Genomic DNA, 16,672 nt, shown 5'->3' on the forward strand with positions numbered 1-16,672 from the left:
GGCGCGTTGACATGCGCCCGGACTTTTCCGAAAAGGGGCGCAGAGAGATGCTGATGTGGTTCTTGAGGGGTTTTCGGATGGGTTCCGCCGGCAGGCAGCGCATGCGCTCTGCCTTTGCCATGCCGCTCCTGACCGTGGCCGTTGGCTTGTCGGCGATGGTCATGGCCTCGCCGGCGCGCGCCGATTTCCGCGTCTGCAACGCCACGCAGAACCTGGTCGGCGTCGGCATCGGCTATCGTGCCAAGGCCGGCTGGATCACCGAAGGCTGGTGGCACATTGAAGGATCGAGCTGCAAGACGTTGATCGAAGGGCCGCTGTCATCAAGGTTTTACTATCTTTATGCAGAAGACGCCGAGCGCGGTGGACGCTGGGACGGCCCGATCAACATGTGCGTGGCTGAAAAAGAGTTCAAGATCGCCGGCGTAAACGACTGCGTCGCCCGGGGCTTCCAGCGCGCCGGATTCCAGGAATATGACACGGGCGAACAGGCAAGCTGGATGGTCCAGCTGACCGATGAACCCGCAACGGGAGGCGCACCAGCCGCCCCGGGAACCAATAGTCAATGAGACGCAGCCGCAAGGTCAAGATCCTAGCCACAATCGGTCCGGCATCCTCCTCCGAGGAGATGCTGCAGAAATTGTTCGAAGCGGGCGCCGACGTGTTCCGCATCAATATGAGCCATACCGACCACGAACTGATGCGCACGCTGGTCGGCCGCATCCGCGCCGTCGAGGAAAAGGTCGGCCGGCCGATCGGCATCCTCGCCGACCTGCAAGGGCCCAAGCTGCGCGTCGGCAAGTTCGCCAATGGCAAGGAAGTGCTGACGCCTGGCCAGAGCTTCACGCTCGACGACAATCCCGAGCCCGGCACCTCGACCAGGGTCTATCTGCCGCATCCGGAGATCCTGAGCTCGGTCGAGCCCGGTCACCGTCTTTTGATCGACGACGGCAAGCTCGAGCTGAAAGCGGTGAAGAGCGACGGCAAGTCGATCGTCTGCACGGTCGTCGCCGGCACCACGATTTCCGACAAGAAGGGCGTCAGCCTGCCCGATACCGACCTGCCGGTCGGCGCGCTGACCGAGAAGGACCGCAAGGACCTCGACGCGGTGCTCGCCACGGGTGTCGACTGGATCGCGCTGTCCTTCGTGCAGCGGCCCGAGGATCTGGCCGAAGCGCGCAAGATCGCGCGCGGCCGCGCGCTGATCATGGCCAAGATCGAAAAGCCGCAGGCCGTCGCCCGGCTGGCCGAGATCATCGAACTGTCCGACGCGCTGATGGTCGCGCGCGGCGATCTCGGCGTCGAGATGCCGCTGGAAGCCGTTCCCGGCATCCAGAAGCAGATCACGCGCGCCGCGCGCCGCGCCGGCAAGCCGGTGGTGGTCGCCACGCAGATGCTGGAATCGATGATCACCGCACCGGTACCGACCCGCGCCGAAGTCTCCGACGTTTCGACCGCCGTGTTCGAGGGCGCCGACGCCATCATGCTGTCGGCGGAATCGGCGGCGGGTGCCTATCCCGTCGAAGCCGTGGCGATGATGAACCGCATCGCCACCAAGGTCGAAACGGACCCGACCTATGCCGGCATCATCAACGCCCAGCGCTCCGAGCCGGAAGCGACCGGCGCCGACGCCATCTCTCTGGCTGCCCGCGAGATCGCCGAGACGCTGAAACTGTCGGCGATCATCACTTACACGGCATCCGGCACCACCGGGCTGCGCGCCGCGCGCGAACGGCCACAAGTGCCGATCATCGCACTGTCGCCGATCCTCAACACCGCGCGGCGGCTGTCGCTTCTGTGGGGCACGCACTGCGTCGTCTCGCCCGATGCCACCGATCTCGACGACATGGTCAACCGCGCCTGCCGCATTGCGCTGGAAGAAGAGTTCGGCAAGCCGGGCGACCGCGTCATCATCACCGCTGGCGTGCCGCTGAGGACGCCCGGCTCGACCAACATGCTGCGCATCGCCTATGTCGGCTCGGAAGCGCAGGGCGGCCGCGGCAGCTGATTTCGTGACTGAAGCGTGTCGCGCGGTTTCGTGCGGCTCGCCGTGGCTGGGATACAGCAAAGGCGCGGGACAGTGATCTCCGCCTTCACCTAGCCTCCAGCCGTTGCGATCCCAAGCGCTTTTGCGGCAGCCTCCGCGTGGTCCATGCGCTGGAGAAACCGACGCGCACGGAGACCTGCGTCATACAGATACTGATCCGGGCCCAGCATCTTTCGCCGGTTCAATTCTGTTGTGTCGAGCAGGTCGAAATCGACCTTCTCGATCGTGCAGTGCCAACCGGTCCTGTGGGAGGACCAGCCCCTGCGATGGTGCTCCAGGAGGCGCTCGCGGCTGGAGTAGCCGTGGTAATCGAATGCGATGATGCCGTTCGTCACATAAATATGGTTTCCCGAAAAGCCCTCGGCCGGGATGATCCGCTCGGCATGAAATCCTGCAAGCGGGGGATGCTCGAGGAAAGTGCCTGCAAGAATGTGGCACGCGCCGTAGCCGAAGAAGATGCGATCCGGCAGCGCCCATCGCCTTTCCGGGTTTTTCTTGATGCCGTGCTTGAGGACATACATCTCAGGTCGGTGCGAGTTCGGCCCGGGGCTCCTTGATGTCGGCGCACTTGCCCACACCATAGGCATCGCCGGCAATTCGTGCCTCGACCGTTCTGGCCATCGCTTCCAGATCGATATCCTTGCCGGCTACCTTCTCGATCGCGCCGACGACGAGGTCCGAGGCGATCCAGTCCGGCTTGTGGCCGAGATTGTGCACCCAGACGAGCTCGGCGCCCGGGATATCGCGCGCCAGGCCGACGGAGTGGATATGGGCATAGACGACCTTGTCGCGGTCGCCCGAAATGACCACGGTCGGCGCGCTGATCGCTTTGTAGTGCGGTGCGGCGCCAAGCGTATAGCGATAGAGGCCGGCGACGTCGGTGGCGTTGGCGCGAAAGGCCGACGGCCGCAACACCAGCGGGATCGCGGCCGTGCCGAGATAGTCGTCCGGCACCTTGTTGGGCGAGAATACGCAGGTCGTTGCATCGGCCATCTGAAACGTGCCGGCCGGATAGGTGAGTGTTTCGGAGAAGAGCCGGCCGATCACCGACACGGTGGTCAGGTCGTAATACCAGGATGTCGCGCCGCCCGGCCAGGGATGGGTCGCCGGCGCCAGGAAGACGAGGCCGAGCGTCCTGTCGGCATGCTCGCGGCCGAAAGCCGCCGTCACCACGCCGCCGAAGGAATGGCCGACGATGATTGCCTTCCTGATGCCAAGGCGGTCCATCAGGGCAGCGAGGGTATTGGCCTGCGCCGACGGATCCTCATTGTTGCCGGGCCCGCGTCCCGACCAGCCGTGACCCGGCCGGTCGAAGAACAGCATTTCGGCGCGTCCCGCCAGCAGCGGCCTGAGCGGCAGCATCTGATCCCCGAGATTGGCGCTGGCGCCATGGATGAAGACGATCGGCGGCAACTCCGCATTGGCGGGGGCGGGAATGTGGACATAGTGGATGCGGGCGCCGCCTATATCAGCGAATTCGCCAATGGCCGGATCACGGCGTTCGATCAGCCATGAGCCGACGCGGGTAACGCCGATCAGGACAAAGACGAGTGCAAAGAAGAAGGCGAACGCGGCGTAGATCAGGTTCATGCGGGGATATACGGGGGTGGGGTGGGATAAGTTTGGGTAGGGAATAGGCAGTAGGCAGTAGGCAGTAGGTTGGTGTTTGCCGCTCAATCTTTCTCCCTACTGCCTACTGCCTATTCCATACTGCCTGTACTAAATTCCTTCGCCGGCAAGCTCTTCCGAAAGCGTGGCGACCTGGTCCTGGGCGCTGCGCATCATCGGATAGATGGCCAGCACCTTCTGCCAGGCTTCGAGCGCCGACTGCTTGTGGCCGGTCAGCGCCATGATCTGCGCCAGGCCCGACAGCGCGCCGAAATGGCGCGGCTCGAGTTGCAGCGTGTGATCGATGTCGGACATCGACTTGCCGTAGTTTTTCATCATGAAATGCACCGTGGCGCGCCGGTTCCAGCCTTCGGCATAGGTCGGCTGCAAGGTCACAACCTGATCAAGCAAATCGAGCGCGACGTCGAATTTCTGGTTGTCCATCGCCTTTTGCGACCACAGCATCATCAGGTCGATCGAGGCACTGCCGGACTGGAACCATTCGCTCCAGATGTTGCCGGCGATGCGTTCGGCGGCCTTCTCGTTGCGTTCGCGCTTGAGGTCGGAAAACAGCTTGTCGAGCCGGGCCTGTTTCGTCATCGGCGCAGCCGGAGCCTCCGGGGCAGCCGGCACTGCCGGCTGATCGTCCGCGGCCCTGGTTGGCAAGCTTATGGCGCCGGAAACAAGCAGAGCTGTCAAAAATGCAAAAAGAATCCGCATCGCCCGATCCTAGTCCCGGGCGGCGGAACAGCAAAGTGATTTTAGCGTGAGAAGGTCGGCAGGCCGACACGCATCAAGGGGCGGAGGCGAAATGCCTCCGGCCGAAAGCTCAGCCCTGACGCGCCTTGTAGCGCGGGGCGGTCTTGTTGATGATGTAAACGCGGCCCTTGCGGCGAACCAGCTGGTTGTCGCGGTGACGCGCCTTCAGCGCCTTGAGCGAATTCTTGATCTTCATGGTCTTGCCTGTCGGTGTGGACCCGGTTCCGGGTCGAAATTTTAAGGCGCGCCAGAAGACGCGCCTTTTCAACGGTGGGTGGCTCATAAACGAGGAGCCTTGTCCGTGTCAACCGCAAGCATGCGCCATACCTCCATATCATCAAATATCCGCCATGTCGGCCTTGCGGCATTGCGCGGCCGTGGGCCGGCTGGGATGATGCGGAGTGTTTCAAGTGATTTGGGGACGATCATGCGCCGAATATTGCTGTCCGCCTGCCTTGTCGTCCTGGCGGGAACGTCGATCGTGCGCGCACAGGAATGCGACCGCTCCGACGACAGCCAGCAGATGATGAACATCTGCGCCGGCGAGGACTACCAGGCCGCCGACGCCAAGCTCAATGCGGCCTATCAGGACCTGATCAGCTCCGATGATGCCAACGGTAAAAGATTGCTGCAGGCGGCGCAACGCGCCTGGATCACCTTCCGCGACGCCGAGTGCGCGCACAGCACGGCCGCCAGCGTGGGCGGTTCCATCCACGCGATGGAGGTTTCGCAGTGCCTGGCCAGGCTGACCAATGACCGCATCAAGCAGCTTGCGGCCTCGGCCAATTGCGAGGAAGGCGATGCGAGCTGCGCCAGCCCCAACGAGGACAGCGACGAGCTGCAATAGGTTCGCTTCCGGCTATTGAACGCGACGGCTGACGCGGATGAAATGGCCCATCTTGCGGCCGGGCCGCGCCTCGGCCTTGCCATAGAGATGCAGCATCAGATCGGGCTCGGCGAGCAGTTGAGGGGCGCGCAGCACGTCGTCGCCGATCAGGTTCTCCATCACGCAATCGGAGTGGCGCTCCGGGCTGCCGAGTGGCAGGCCGGCAACGGCGCGGATATGCTGCTCGAACTGCGAAACGATGCAGGCCGCCTCGGTCCAGTGGCCCGAATTGTGGACGCGCGGCGCAATCTCATTGGCCAGCAGCGAACCGTCGGAAAGCACGAAGAACTCGACGCCGATGACGCCGACATAATCGAGCGCCGACAGGATTTTTGCCGCCGCCGTCCGCGCCGCTTCAGCCGTCTCACGTTTGACGCCGGCTGGCACCGTCGAGGTGTGGAGAATGCCGTTGCGGTGGACATTCTCGGCCGGGTCGTAGGCTGCCACTGCGCCATCCAGGCCACGCGCTGCAATCACCGAGATCTCACGCTCGAAGGGCACGAAGCTTTCCAGGATCAGCGGCACATTGCCCATCGCCTCGCAGGTGCCGGCGAAGCCGCCCGCCTCCATGTTGCGAAAGACACGCTGGCCCTTGCCGTCATAGCCCATGCGCCGCGTCTTCAATATGCCGCTGCCGCCGAATGTCTTCAGCGCCCCCGTCAGGTCCTCGTCGGTGTCGACCGGACGAAAATCGGCGGTGGCAATGCCGATGCCGTTGAGGAATGTCTTTTCGCTCACCCGGTCCTGCGCTACGTCGAGCGCGCGCGCCGGCGGATAGACCGCAACCCTGGCGGCAAGCGCTTCTGCCGCGGCAACGGGAACATTCTCGAACTCGTAGGTGACGACGGCACTTGCCGCCGCCAGCTCGGCAAGGGCGGCCGGGTCGTCATAGGCTGACGTAATCTGCCGGTTGGCGACTTGTGCCGCCGGGCAATCCGGCTGCGGCTCCAGCACGATGGTGCGGTAGCCGAGGCGGGCGGCGGCCATCGCCAGCATGCGGCCAAGCTGGCCGCCGCCGATGATGCCGATGGTCGATCCGGCGGGCAGGCTCACGGCGTGTCCGTCGGTTCGTCGGCGACCTTGGCGGTCTGCGAGGCGCGCCAGGCGTCGAGGCGCTGGGCAAGCTTGTCGTCGTTCAGCGCCAGAACGGCGGCTGCCAACAGGGCCGCATTGGCCGCGCCCGCCTTGCCGATGGCCAGTGTCCCGACAGGAATGCCGGCCGGCATCTGGACGATGGAGAGCAGCGAATCCTGCCCCGACAGCGCCTTCGATTCCACCGGCACGCCGAACACCGGCAGCGGCGTCATCGCCGCCGTCATGCCGGGCAAGTGCGCCGCGCCGCCGGCGCCGGCGATGATCACCTTGTAGCCGGCGGCCTTGGCACCCTTGGCGAACTCATAGAGCCGGTCGGGCGTGCGATGCGCTGAGATGATCAGGCGTTTGTGCGGGACGCCCAGCGCCTCCAGCGTTTCGGCCGCCTGGCGCATCGTCGCCCAGTCGGACTGGCTGCCCATGATGATGGCGACGTCGGCGCGTTGGTCGTTCAAGCTTGTTGCTCCCCGGCGACAAAGGCGCGCCTTAGCGGAATTCGGCAGCGACGGCAAGGATATCAGGCCACCGGCAAGGCCGGTGGCCATAATCCAGCCTAAACCGCCGCTTTGCGGAAGCGGGCGACGAAGTCGTCAAGTTCGGGGCGCTCCATGTCGGAGATCGCCCAATAGGAGAAGGCGCCGTCGCTCCAGTGCACCATCGAGAAGCCGCCGGAGGAAAGGTCGCCCGGCTGCGTGGTCTTGCCGCCCTGCTGCGGTTCGGCGACCAGCGTGATCAGATGCTCGCGGTGGCGGTAGACCAGGGCCGGCACCGGCCGTCCGGATATCACCTCGACCCGGCCGCCGATCAGCGCGTAGCCGTCCTGGGCAAGGTCGGGGGCCGGCGGCGAGACGCCGATGCGGGCGTCGAGCCAGGGCTTGACCGTATGGCGGTCGGACGAGACGATGTCGATTGGGCTCGCGGCAAGTAGGCTGCGGCGATGGCCGCTGGCGACCGCGGCGGCAAAGCCATCATCGACGCCGCTCTGCATCACCCATTGCGTCGCCCCGCTGGCCAGCACTGCGCTGATCATGATCGACGCGGCCATGGCGCGCCAGTCGAACGAGCCGAAGCGGCGCGCTCTCGGTGATGGCCGCGCCTCAGAAGGACGTGTCCCGGCTTCCCGTCTCTGGCCGCCGCCAGCGCCGGCGATCAACCCCGGCAGCGTCGATGGCGTACCGTGCTGCGGCTCCGCCTCGACCGGCGCCTGCCGTTCGGCGCCGGCCATGCCGATCGACGCGATGCGGGCCCGGAATGCATCGCTGACATCGGGGCGCGGCAAGCGGCTGACGGCGCCTTGCAGGGCGACAATGCGGGCATGCTCGGCGGCAAGCCTGGGGTCGGCGGCGATGCGACGCTCCACTGCAAGAGCGGCCGCCGCATCAAGCTCGCCATCGACAAGGGCATGGATCATCAGTCTGATACCTTCGGGATCGTTGGGCAGTCCGTCGTCGTGCGTCATGACGCTCTCCCCAATTCTGACGCGAGCAGGCCACGGGCGCGGGCCAGCCTGGACATCACCGTGCCGATCGGCACGGCAAGCATGGCAGATATCTCGCGATAGCTCAGGCCGTTGATATCACGCAGCACCAATGTCTCGCGAAATGGCTGCGGCAGAGCCGCGATCGCCGCCTCGAGAGCTGCACTATCCGCCTTGGCGATCAGGCTCGCCTCCGGGCCGTCCTCGTCGGGCATGCTGGTGCCGTGCGCCGCCGCCATGTCATCGAGGTCGCCCAGATCGCCGACGGCCATCATGACACGCGGCCGGTTGCGCGCCATCCAGGTGTAGGAGGTGTTGCGCACGATGGTCAGCAGCCAGGCGCGGGCGTTGCCGCCGGCGTAGCCTGATATGCCGGCATGCGCCTTGATGCAGGCGTCCTGCACCACATCCTCGGCATCGGCGGCATTGCCGGTCAGCCATCGGGCCAGCGCCAGCGCGTCGCCGAGATGCGGCAGCACCACTTCGTTGAAGCGTTCTGCCAGGGCCCTCTCGCTCAAAGCGGCACCATGATCCGATACTCCAGGCCGTGCCGCCTCAAGATGCGACGGCGACCTTGCCCTGCTCGCAGGGGCAAAGCCCCCGGAAGCAGGCAGAGCCGCCTGCCTTGCCGAAACTGAATTCATCCGCGTCACCGCTGTCAAGCGCCACGAAGGAGAGCCTGACGATCATCATGCTTGCCAGCGCATCGCCACGGCCGACGCCGTGTTCGCTGTCCTTGCAATGATGGGGCATGCCGGTCTCCTCAACGCCAGTGGTGGCGTATGCTGAGGAGACTTGTCGCGGCGCCGATTTATTCCCAAAGCCCGCGATCCGGCTGTTCACAGTCGCGTGATCGCGGGTGGTTTGGGATGGTTGGCCTGGCGCTCAATCCGGCCAGCGCAGTGCGCCAGAAGAATCCTTCCGCGCGGTCTTCATCGCATCGGCGGGACGATCCTTCGCGGTCAGCACGGCACGCAACCGCTCAGCGACGATCTCGGCCTCGCCGGGATGCAGATTGCAGGGGTCGAGGAAGAAGTGGCCGCGCTCGACTTCGTGGTTGCGCACGATGATGGGCGGCGTGCCGGCCGCCAGCGCCGAGGCGAGGCCGGCGGCACTGAAGCGGCTCTCCGATGATACGAAGATCTGCAGCCGGTCGAGCGGATTGGCTGTCGGGTCCGGGATGATCTTGGCAAGGATGCCCGGCAGTCCCTGCAGAGCATCCTTCCAGAGGTTGAGCGCTGCCTCCTCGCGCCGGCGGATGCCGGCGTGATCGCGCTTCTCCCAGGCTTCCAGTGCCGCCATGGTGCCGGCGATGCTTTCCTTGCCGATTTTCATGGCCCGCGCCACGCCGCGGTTCTGCAGATAGGCTGCCCGCACCAGATCCTTGCGACCGGTGACGATGCCGCTGGTCGGACCTGAGAGGAATTTGTGGCCGCTATAGATGACGACGTCGGCGCCGCGGGCGAGAAAACCGCGCAGATCATATTCGGACGCCGCATCGACGATCACCGGCACGCCCTTGGCGTGGCAGATCTCGCAGAATTCCTCCAGCGACAGCATGCCGTACTGCACCGTGTGGTGGGCGACGACATAGAGGCCGGCCGCCGTGTGCTCGTTGATCGCTTCGCGCACATGGTAGTCCTGGGTGACGCTGACCGTGCCGGCGGGCACCACCCTGGCGCCGGCGACGCGGATCGACTGGTCGATCGGGGCGCCGTAATTGACGATGTGGCCAAGCTGGATGACGACCTCCGATTTGAGGTCGCCGGTGTCATCAGGCAGGCGCTCGATGGCGAGCAGGCTGGTTCCTGTCATTGCACCGGCGACCGCCATGGTGATGCCGCTGGCGCAGCAGGCGGTGATGAAGCCGGCCTCGCCACCGGTGAGGCGCGCCACCACCGTGCTCGCGGCGCGCTGCAGATCATCCATCTCCACCCATTGCGAGGCCATCTCCGCCATGGCGCCGATCGCCTCCGGAACGATGATCGATGCGCCGAGCGCGGTCATGGTGCCGGAGACATTGATGATCGGCCGCAAACCCAGCCGTTCGCGAATGGTGGTGTTGGAGCCGGTGTCGGAATAGGTTTTCATGTGAGCGGATCCCGTGAGTAGCAGGTCAGGCGGCGATCTCGACGACCGCCTCGATTTCGACAGTGATGTTTCCAGGCAGCGAGCCGACGCCGATCGCCGAGCGGGCATGGCCGCCGATCTTGTCGAAGACATCGGCGAACAGGTCCGAGCAGCCATTGACCACTTTCGGATGGTCGCTGAAGGTCGGCGTCGCGTTGACGAAGCCGAGCAGCTTGACCACGCGCACGATGCGGCCGAGATCGCCGGCGGCGGCATGCATGACGGCCAGCAGATTAAGCCCGGTCAGGCGAGCATGCTCATAGGCCTGCTCGACGGTCACGTCCTCGCCGACCTTGCCGGTGCAGAGCGTGCCGTCGGCGCGCAGCGGCCCCTGGCCCGACAGGAAGATCAATCGCCCGCTCTCGGCATGGGTAACGAAGTTGGCGATGGGCGTCGGCGGCTCGGGCAGCGTCAGGCCGAGTTCGGCGAGCCGGATGTAAGGCGTCATGGAAGCAGGCTCCTTGGGACGGCACCGGCCGTCCAATGTCAGAAATGCGAGGCGCGGAAGCGCGCCAGGAAGGTGCGGAGGCGCTCATTGCTGGTTTCCGCCGCCAGGATTTCCTTGGGCGGGCCGACGGCGCTGACGCCGCCATCGGCCATGAAGACGATGCGGCTCGAAGCGTCGCGGGCGAAGGCCATTTCATGCGTCACCATCAGCATGGTCATGCCATCTTCGGCCAGGCTGCGCACCACGGCCAGCACCTCGCCGACCAGTTCGGGGTCGAGCGCCGAGGTGATCTCGTCGAGCAAAAGGATTTTCGGCTCCATCGCCACGGCGCGCGCGATGCCGACGCGCTGCTGCTGGCCGCCGGAGAGCTCGGCCGGCAGGCTGTCGGCCTTGTGTGCGAGGCCGACGCGGCCGAGCCAATGCTCGGCGATCTGGCGCGCCTCGGTCTGGCTCTTTCCCCGCACCTTGGTGAGCCCGAGCATGATGTTGCCGGCCGCGGTGAGGTGCGGAAACAGGTTGAAGCTCTGGAACACCATGCCGGTCTCGGCGCGCATCGCAGCCAAGTCGCGTTCGCTGCGGCGCTGGCGCGTTCCGGCCTCGCGATAGCCGACCTCCTTGCCGTCGATGCGGATCGAGCCTGAGTCGTAGCTTTCGAGGAAGTTGACGCAGCGCAGCAACGTGGTCTTGCCGCTGCCCGAGGGGCCGATAACGGTGACCACTTCGCCACGTTTCACCTGAAGGCTGACGGAACGCAGCACCTCGACGGCGCCGAAGGCCTTGGAGACATCGCGCACGTCGAGCAGCGCGGGACTGGCGTTTGTGGCGTCGGACATCGTGCTATTCCCGAATGAAGGCAAAGCGCCGCTCGAGCCGCCGGCTGGCGAGCGAGAGCGCATAGTTGACCGCGAAATAGATGAGCGCGCCGAGGATATAGAGCGGCATCGCCTCATAGGTGCGGCCGATGACCTGGTTGATGGCCTGCATCAGATCGGTGATGCCGAGCAGCGAAACCAGCGCGCTGCCCTTGACCGCATCGGTGACGCCGTTGATCCAGGGCGGCAGGAAGCGCCTGAAGGCCTGCGGGAAGATGACGGAGGTGAGCCGCTGGCGGAAGGTCAGCCCGATCGCCATCGCCGCCTCGGACTGGCCTTTCGGGATCGAGGCGACCGCGCCCCTAAGATATTCGATGACCTGCGCGGTCTTGAACAGGGTGAGCGCCAGCACAGCCGCCCAGAAGGACGGCAGATGCAGCCCGACCGCCGGCAGGCCGTAGTAGACGAAGAACATCAGCACCAGGATCGGAATGCCGCGAATGGTGTCGGAGAAGATGCGCACCGCCCAGCGCAGCGGGGCGGGGCCATAGACCAGGCCAACGCCAAGCAGGACGCCGGCGACGAGCGACAGGGTGACGACCAGGAGCGACACCCAAAGGGTCAAGGCGAAGCCTTTGGCGAGGAAGGGCAGGGCGTAGAGGATCTGGCTCGCCATGTCAGCGCGCCGCCCTGAACCGGCGCTCGACGAGCCTGAGCCCGAAGAGCAGGATGTAGCCGGTCACCAGATACATCGCCGTCGTCACCAGATAGACCTCGACGATGCGGAAGGTGTTGAAGTTGATCCACTGGGCGCCGAAGGTGAGCTCGGGCACCGAGATGACCGAGGCTATCGAGGTGTCCTTGAACAGCGAGATGAAGGTGTTGGACAGCGCCGGCAGCGTGATGCGCAGCATGGTCGGCAGGCGCACATGGATGAGCCTTTGCCAGGGCGTCAGGCCGATCGCCTTGCCGGCATCGAGCTGGCCGCGCGGGACGGCCTCGAGGCCCGAGCGAAACACCTCGACCAGATAGGCGCCGCTATAGACCGACAGCGTCAGGACGAACGAGGTCTGCGCGCTGTAGGCCAGGTCGACCACGGTCGGCACCCCGTAGAAGACGAGATAGACGAGCAGGATCAGCGGCACGTTGCGGATGAATTCGACATAGGCGGCGATGATGGCCCGTACCACGCGTCCGGCCGAGACGTACCAGACCGCGAGCACCAGGCCGATGACGGTGCCGATGGCGATCGAGATCACCGCAAGCTCGAGGCTGAGCAGCAGACCGCCCCACAGCTTGTCGAAATGCCGCCAGATCAGGTTGAAATTGAGGGCATAGCCCATGCGTGCGCCTCGGTGTGAAGGCCGTCGAATGGATCGCGGAAGGGCTGGAATGCCGCCCTTCCGCGATCCGGGATCAGATGACCGGGAAGCCGGGATGGCGTGCCGGCGGTTCCTGACCGAAATAATCCTTGAAGGCGGCGTCGTAGAGTGCCGATTCATGGCCGAACATGGCGATGGTGAAGGTCTGGTTGACGAAGGTCAGCCAGTCGAGGTCGCCCTGCCGCAAGGCAGCGCCGTATAGCATCGAATACCAGCTCTTGCCGGCGTCGAAATATTTGTCCGGATTGCGCGAGGCGAGCCAGCGCACGGTGGACAGGTCGACCGCGGCAGCGTCGGCGCGCTTGGATTCCAGCGCCTGCAGCACGTTGGCCTGGGTGTCGATCTGCAGCACCTGCGCCTGTGGCAGGGCAAAGTGGACGGAGCTTTCGGCATCGACATTCTGCAGGATGGAGATGCGCGTCGCCGAACCGCCGGCAAGCAGCTTGTCGAAGGTCTTGTTCTCGGCGGTGGGCAGCGTCAGCAAGGCGACGCCTTCGACATAGTACGGCCGGGAGAAGTTGATCAGCTGCGAGCGCTGCGCCGTCATCGTCATGAACTGGATGGTGATGTCGACCTTGTTGGTGGTGACGTTGGGAATGCGCTGCGCCGGATCCTGCATGACGAATTCGACCTTGGTCGGATCGTCGAACAGACCCTTGGCCAGGATGCGTCCCATGGTGATGTCCATGCCGACCAGTTCGCCGGCATCGTTCTCGAAATGCCAGGGCGCGTTCGTGCTGCCGGTGCCGACGATAAGCTTGCCGCGGTCGAGCACGGTGCGCAGCAGGCTGTCGGATGCCGCCTGGGCGGCCGCCTTCTGCGCATCGACGGTTGCCAGCACGCCGGTGGCGGCCAGGCCCGCCATTCCCAATTTCAGAAAATCACGTCTTCCGGATGTGTCGTTCACGGCGACCTCCTTTCGTGTTGTGTTCCCCATGCACAGGCAAAGACACACGTCGATGATTTCAAAGCGATTGTCTCTTACAAGAGACGCATGTATCCTGTACAAGACAGATACTAACACCAGGAATCGACAATGCAAGATGGCAATGCCTTGGCCGTTTCGGCCGACGAAAAGACGACGGCCTCCCGCGAGAAGGGCCTCAACCGGGTGCTCGAGATCCTGGACTTCCTGCACACGACGCAGCGGGCGATCGGCATTGGCGACCTTGCCAAGGGGGTGAATGCTCCCCGCTCGACGACCTACACGCTGGTGCGGTCGCTGGTCGACGCCGGCCTGCTGGAGATGGCGGGCGACGGCAACCGCGTCTATTTCGGCAAGAAGCTCTATCTCTATGGAATGGATTATGTGCGCGGCAACGACCTGCTGCGGCGCGGGCGCCAGGAGGTCGACCATCTGTCGCGCGAGACCGGCGAGACGTCGGAACTGTGCATGCTGCAGAGCGGCCGCTACACCATCGTCCACTCCAGCCCAGGCACCAGGCCGTTCCGCATCAGCTCCGCCACCGGCCTGCAGATACCGCTGCCCTGGACCGCCTCTGGCCGGCTGCTTCTGGCGGGGCTGGAGCGGGCCGAGGTCGAAGCCATGGTGTCGGAAGACGATCTCGTGCTGCCCGACGGCCGCAAGCTGCGGCTCGACGATTTCATCGACGACATCGCCAAGGCTGGGGTGACCGGCTACTGCGTCACCTCGGGCCTGGTCGATGCCTATACGAAGTGCCTTGCCGTGCCGGTCTTTTCAGCACCGGGCAAGGTCGAGGCGACGATGTGCCTGGTGGTTCCCATCGATACGTCCGACGAGCGCACCGGCAGTCTCATCGGCCTGCTGCGCGATCGCGCGGCCAGGCTTTCGATCGGCGGATAGGGGAAAGCGTTCAGGCGATGATGTCTGGAATGATCTTGTCTTCCAGCTTCATCAGCCGGTCCTTGAGCGCCAGCTTCTTCTTCTTCATGCGCTGGATTTGCAGCGGGTCGCAATTGGTGGCGATCATCGCGTTGATCGCGGCATCGAAATCGGCGTGTTCCTGCTTCAGCCGGGAAAATTCGAGGCGAATATCGGCCTGTTCCTGATCGGACATTCTCTACCGTCTGCACGTCTGCAGCGCCCAAAAACTGGGCCTGATTGGGCGGGGGTGGCAATTTCTGCCACCGGCGCGCAGGCCATATCACATTTCACCTTGTCGTGGAATGCTACCACGCAGCATTCGACATCGCAGTCGGAAGGTGGCAAAGTGTCATTGTGCCGTCACAGAAGCGACCTGCGGTGGACGCGCCGTGACGGCTGCAATCGAGGAAACCATGAAAGGGAGAACCAATCATGTCTCTTGCATCCCATCTTGATGAGTTGCAGCGGAAACACGGCGACATCGAACGCGAAATCGATGACGCGATGAACCACCCGTCGGTGGACGACCTCGAAATCGTGAATCTCAAGCGACGCAAGCTGGCACTCAAGGATGCGATTGAGAAACTGAAAGCGCAACCGACCACGCATTGATGCCCGACTGACATAGCCGCCACTATGCGGTCTTCCTTGCCGGCGGCAACCGCCGCCGGTGCTGTCGTTTTGATTTTCAGCGCTAAGTCATAAGCCGCAGCTAATATACCCTCCGATCCCTATTTTACGCCTCGGCCGTCGCCGGGCGGTGTCCTGTTTCAGCTCGCATGCTGGGATCAATTGCTGCCAGTGGCGACCTGTCGCCATTGACAAGCCATCTTTGCTCCTCCACCTCATGCCCGAACCTGAGCGCATCGGCCCCGGGGAGTGCTTGTACGTCCGAGCGGACGCATGGGGCTCCAGAGACAAAAGGCTGCCGGCATGACCGGATATTTTTCCTTTCCCTTCCCCCGCCGCACCTCGGTCGGCGTCGATGTCGGCGGCGTGGTCGTCGGCGGCGGTGCGCCTGTCGTGGTGCAGTCGATGACCAACACCGACACGGCCGACATCGATCAGACCGTCGCGCAGGTCGCGGCACTGCACCGCGCCGGCTCCGAGATCGTGCGCATAACCGTCGACCGCGACGAGAGCGCCGCCGCCGTTCCGCGCATTCACGAACGGCTCCAGCGCCTCGGCATCAATGTGCCGCTGGTCGGCGACTTCCACTATATCGGCCACAAGCTTCTGGCTGATCATCCGGCCTGCGCCGAGGCACTGGCCAAATACCGCATCAATCCGGGCAATGTCGGCTTCAAGGACAAGAAGGACCGGCAGTTCACCGATATCGTCGAAATGGCGATCAAGCACGACAAGCCGGTGCGCATCGGCGTCAATTGGGGCTCGCTCGACCAGGAGCTTCTGACGCGGCTGATGGACGATAATCAGGACAAGGGGTTCCCGCTGACGGCGCAGGAAGTGATGCGCGAGGCGATCGTGCAGTCGGCGATCCTGTCGGCCGAGATGGCCGAAGAGATCGGCCTTGGCCGCGACAAGATCATCCTGTCGGCCAAGGTCAGCGGCGTGCAGGACCTGGTTGCCGTCTACACCGAACTTGCCACCCGCTCCGACCATGCGCTGCATCTCGGCCTCACCGAGGCCGGCATGGGCTCGAAAGGCATCGTCGCCTCGTCCGCCGCCATGGGCATCCTCTTGCAGCAAGGCATTGGCGACACCATCCGCATCTCGCTGACGCCGGAGCCGAATGGCGATCGAACGCGCGAAGTGCAGGTGGCGCAGGAACTGCTGCAGACCATGGGGTTCCGCCAGTTCGTGCCGATCGTCGCGGCTTGCCCCGGCTGCGGCCGCACGACCTCCACCGTGTTCCAGGAGCTTGCCCAGAACATCCAGGCCGACCTGCGCAAGAACATGCCGGTGTGGCGCGAAAAATATCCAGGCGTCGAGAACCTGAAGGTCGCGGTGATGGGCTGCATCGTCAACGGCCCGGGCGAATCCAAGCATGCCGATATCGGCATTTCGCTGCCCGGCACCGGCGAGACGCCGACGGCGCCCGTCTTCGTCGACGGCAAGAAGGCGGCGACGCTGCGCGGACCGTCGATCGCGGCGGATTTCGAGAAAATGGTCGCCGACTATATCGAGCAGAGGTTTGGGCGCGGCGGCAAAGCCGCGGCGGAGTAGA

At 64.6% G+C, this 16,672-nt stretch carries 22 protein-coding genes; 6 read left to right on the top strand and 16 right to left on the bottom strand.

Going from position 1 to position 16,672, the window contains the following annotated elements:
* Positions 1-101: 101 nt before the first annotated feature.
* Positions 102-566 (top strand): DUF1036 domain-containing protein, encoded by a 465-nt coding sequence (locus FJV83_RS23820; RefSeq protein WP_179296400.1) that lies wholly within the window; start codon positions 102-104, stop codon positions 564-566.
* Entirely contained in the window at positions 563-2,005 is a 1,443-nt protein-coding gene (pyk, locus tag FJV83_RS23825; RefSeq protein WP_095788011.1) for a pyruvate kinase, read from the top strand. Before FJV83_RS23820 ends, pyk begins: the two co-directional genes overlap by 4 nt.
* A gap of 89 nt (positions 2,006-2,094) precedes the next feature.
* Here pyk and FJV83_RS23830 read toward each other — a convergent pair whose 3' ends face one another.
* The 4 genes from FJV83_RS23830 to ykgO form a co-directional block, all read right to left on the bottom strand.
* A complete protein-coding gene (locus FJV83_RS23830) occupies positions 2,095-2,565 on the bottom strand; it encodes a hypothetical protein (RefSeq protein WP_095772097.1) in 471 nt (156 codons plus the stop codon).
* A gap of 1 nt (position 2,566) precedes the next feature.
* Positions 2,567-3,634, bottom strand: coding sequence for an alpha/beta hydrolase (locus FJV83_RS23835; protein ID WP_095772098.1), 1,068 nt, complete (start codon positions 3,632-3,634; stop codon positions 2,567-2,569).
* A gap of 129 nt (positions 3,635-3,763) precedes the next feature.
* Positions 3,764-4,372 carry a hypothetical protein gene (locus FJV83_RS23840; protein ID WP_142885745.1) on the bottom strand — a complete coding sequence of 203 codons (609 nt, stop codon included), beginning with the start codon at positions 4,370-4,372 and terminating at the stop codon, positions 3,764-3,766.
* 109 nt (positions 4,373-4,481) lie between these two features.
* Complete coding sequence (gene ykgO / locus FJV83_RS23845; protein ID WP_006327841.1) at positions 4,482-4,607, bottom strand: type B 50S ribosomal protein L36; 126 nt, start codon at positions 4,605-4,607, stop codon at positions 4,482-4,484.
* A gap of 231 nt (positions 4,608-4,838) precedes the next feature.
* Here ykgO and FJV83_RS23850 point away from each other — a divergent pair, with 231 nt between their 5' ends.
* On the top strand, positions 4,839-5,258 hold the full coding sequence (locus tag FJV83_RS23850; protein WP_095788008.1) for a lysozyme inhibitor LprI family protein: 420 nt from the start codon (positions 4,839-4,841) through the stop codon (positions 5,256-5,258).
* Positions 5,259-5,270: 12 nt separating this feature from the next.
* On the opposite strand, the gene FJV83_RS23855 is transcribed toward FJV83_RS23850, so the two are convergent.
* From FJV83_RS23855 to FJV83_RS23905, 11 genes are all read right to left on the bottom strand, one after another.
* Positions 5,271-6,350: a 5-(carboxyamino)imidazole ribonucleotide synthase gene (locus tag FJV83_RS23855; RefSeq protein ID WP_142885744.1), complete on the bottom strand. Its 1,080-nt coding sequence runs from the start codon at positions 6,348-6,350 to the stop codon at positions 5,271-5,273.
* Positions 6,347-6,844, bottom strand: a complete 498-nt coding sequence (purE, locus tag FJV83_RS23860; protein ID WP_010911966.1) for a 5-(carboxyamino)imidazole ribonucleotide mutase — start codon at positions 6,842-6,844, stop codon at positions 6,347-6,349. Before purE ends, FJV83_RS23855 begins: the two co-directional genes overlap by 4 nt.
* Positions 6,845-6,942: 98 nt before the next feature.
* Entirely contained in the window at positions 6,943-7,848 is a 906-nt protein-coding gene (locus FJV83_RS23865) for an anti-sigma factor (protein WP_142885743.1), read from the bottom strand.
* Positions 7,845-8,384, bottom strand: coding sequence for a sigma-70 family RNA polymerase sigma factor (locus FJV83_RS23870; RefSeq protein ID WP_095772104.1), 540 nt, complete (start codon positions 8,382-8,384; stop codon positions 7,845-7,847). The genes FJV83_RS23865 and FJV83_RS23870 overlap by 4 nt, the downstream gene beginning before the upstream one ends.
* A gap of 37 nt (positions 8,385-8,421) precedes the next feature.
* Positions 8,422-8,619, bottom strand: coding sequence for a hypothetical protein (locus tag FJV83_RS23875; RefSeq protein WP_095788005.1), 198 nt, complete (start codon positions 8,617-8,619; stop codon positions 8,422-8,424).
* 132 nt (positions 8,620-8,751) lie between these two features.
* Positions 8,752-9,957, bottom strand: coding sequence for an aminotransferase class V-fold PLP-dependent enzyme (locus tag FJV83_RS23880; RefSeq protein ID WP_142885742.1), 1,206 nt, complete (start codon positions 9,955-9,957; stop codon positions 8,752-8,754).
* Between the two features lie 25 nt (positions 9,958-9,982).
* Complete coding sequence (locus FJV83_RS23885) at positions 9,983-10,444, bottom strand: RidA family protein (RefSeq protein ID WP_010911960.1); 462 nt, start codon at positions 10,442-10,444, stop codon at positions 9,983-9,985.
* Positions 10,445-10,482: 38 nt separating this feature from the next.
* Complete coding sequence (locus FJV83_RS23890) at positions 10,483-11,277, bottom strand: amino acid ABC transporter ATP-binding protein (RefSeq protein ID WP_095793132.1); 795 nt, start codon at positions 11,275-11,277, stop codon at positions 10,483-10,485.
* A gap of 4 nt (positions 11,278-11,281) precedes the next feature.
* On the bottom strand, positions 11,282-11,932 hold the full coding sequence (locus FJV83_RS23895; protein ID WP_095793133.1) for an amino acid ABC transporter permease: 651 nt from the start codon (positions 11,930-11,932) through the stop codon (positions 11,282-11,284).
* 1 nt (position 11,933) lies between these two features.
* Positions 11,934-12,599, bottom strand: a complete 666-nt coding sequence (locus tag FJV83_RS23900) for an amino acid ABC transporter permease (RefSeq protein WP_142885741.1) — start codon at positions 12,597-12,599, stop codon at positions 11,934-11,936.
* Positions 12,600-12,672: 73 nt separating this feature from the next.
* Positions 12,673-13,503, bottom strand: coding sequence for a transporter substrate-binding domain-containing protein (locus FJV83_RS23905; protein WP_179295887.1), 831 nt, complete (start codon positions 13,501-13,503; stop codon positions 12,673-12,675).
* 171 nt (positions 13,504-13,674) lie between these two features.
* Here FJV83_RS23905 and FJV83_RS23910 point away from each other — a divergent pair, with 171 nt between their 5' ends.
* Positions 13,675-14,463 (top strand): IclR family transcriptional regulator, encoded by a 789-nt coding sequence (locus FJV83_RS23910; protein WP_095772110.1) that lies wholly within the window; start codon positions 13,675-13,677, stop codon positions 14,461-14,463.
* 10 nt (positions 14,464-14,473) lie between these two features.
* Here FJV83_RS23910 and FJV83_RS23915 read toward each other — a convergent pair whose 3' ends face one another.
* Positions 14,474-14,677: a YdcH family protein gene (locus FJV83_RS23915; protein ID WP_010911954.1), complete on the bottom strand. Its 204-nt coding sequence runs from the start codon at positions 14,675-14,677 to the stop codon at positions 14,474-14,476.
* 239 nt (positions 14,678-14,916) lie between these two features.
* Here FJV83_RS23915 and FJV83_RS23920 point away from each other — a divergent pair, with 239 nt between their 5' ends.
* Together FJV83_RS23920 and ispG are read left to right on the top strand one after the other, a co-directional pair.
* Complete coding sequence (locus tag FJV83_RS23920) at positions 14,917-15,096, top strand: YdcH family protein (protein WP_010911953.1); 180 nt, start codon at positions 14,917-14,919, stop codon at positions 15,094-15,096.
* 321 nt (positions 15,097-15,417) lie between these two features.
* Positions 15,418-16,671 carry a flavodoxin-dependent (E)-4-hydroxy-3-methylbut-2-enyl-diphosphate synthase gene (gene ispG / locus FJV83_RS23925; RefSeq protein WP_095793263.1) on the top strand — a complete coding sequence of 418 codons (1,254 nt, stop codon included), beginning with the start codon at positions 15,418-15,420 and terminating at the stop codon, positions 16,669-16,671.
* The last annotated feature ends 1 nt before the right edge of the window (position 16,672 follow it).

This window comes from Mesorhizobium sp. WSM4307, assembly GCF_007003945.1.
In the GTDB taxonomy this organism is placed as follows: Bacteria; Pseudomonadota; Alphaproteobacteria; order Rhizobiales; family Rhizobiaceae; genus Mesorhizobium.

Coding starts and splice junctions, on each gene's coding strand:
- FJV83_RS23820 (WP_179296400.1), top strand. CDS start 102: ATGCGCTCTGCCTTTGCCATGCCGCTCCTGACCGTGGCCGTTGGCTTG.
- pyk (WP_095788011.1), top strand. CDS start 563: ATGAGACGCAGCCGCAAGGTCAAGATCCTAGCCACAATCGGTCCGGCA.
- FJV83_RS23830 (WP_095772097.1), bottom strand. CDS start 2,565: ATGTATGTCCTCAAGCACGGCATCAAGAAAAACCCGGAAAGGCGATGG.
- FJV83_RS23835 (WP_095772098.1), bottom strand. CDS start 3,634: ATGAACCTGATCTACGCCGCGTTCGCCTTCTTCTTTGCACTCGTCTTT.
- FJV83_RS23840 (WP_142885745.1), bottom strand. CDS start 4,372: ATGCGGATTCTTTTTGCATTTTTGACAGCTCTGCTTGTTTCCGGCGCC.
- ykgO (WP_006327841.1), bottom strand. CDS start 4,607: ATGAAGATCAAGAATTCGCTCAAGGCGCTGAAGGCGCGTCACCGCGAC.
- FJV83_RS23850 (WP_095788008.1), top strand. CDS start 4,839: ATGCGCCGAATATTGCTGTCCGCCTGCCTTGTCGTCCTGGCGGGAACG.
- FJV83_RS23865 (WP_142885743.1), bottom strand. CDS start 7,848: ATGACGCACGACGACGGACTGCCCAACGATCCCGAAGGTATCAGACTG.
- FJV83_RS23875 (WP_095788005.1), bottom strand. CDS start 8,619: ATGCCCCATCATTGCAAGGACAGCGAACACGGCGTCGGCCGTGGCGAT.
- FJV83_RS23880 (WP_142885742.1), bottom strand. CDS start 9,957: ATGAAAACCTATTCCGACACCGGCTCCAACACCACCATTCGCGAACGG.
- FJV83_RS23885 (WP_010911960.1), bottom strand. CDS start 10,444: ATGACGCCTTACATCCGGCTCGCCGAACTCGGCCTGACGCTGCCCGAG.
- FJV83_RS23890 (WP_095793132.1), bottom strand. CDS start 11,277: ATGTCCGACGCCACAAACGCCAGTCCCGCGCTGCTCGACGTGCGCGAT.
- FJV83_RS23895 (WP_095793133.1), bottom strand. CDS start 11,932: ATGGCGAGCCAGATCCTCTACGCCCTGCCCTTCCTCGCCAAAGGCTTC.
- FJV83_RS23900 (WP_142885741.1), bottom strand. CDS start 12,599: ATGGGCTATGCCCTCAATTTCAACCTGATCTGGCGGCATTTCGACAAG.
- FJV83_RS23905 (WP_179295887.1), bottom strand. CDS start 13,503: ATGGCGGGCCTGGCCGCCACCGGCGTGCTGGCAACCGTCGATGCGCAG.
- FJV83_RS23910 (WP_095772110.1), top strand. CDS start 13,675: ATGCAAGATGGCAATGCCTTGGCCGTTTCGGCCGACGAAAAGACGACG.
- FJV83_RS23915 (WP_010911954.1), bottom strand. CDS start 14,677: ATGTCCGATCAGGAACAGGCCGATATTCGCCTCGAATTTTCCCGGCTG.
- FJV83_RS23920 (WP_010911953.1), top strand. CDS start 14,917: ATGTCTCTTGCATCCCATCTTGATGAGTTGCAGCGGAAACACGGCGAC.
- ispG (WP_095793263.1), top strand. CDS start 15,418: ATGACCGGATATTTTTCCTTTCCCTTCCCCCGCCGCACCTCGGTCGGC.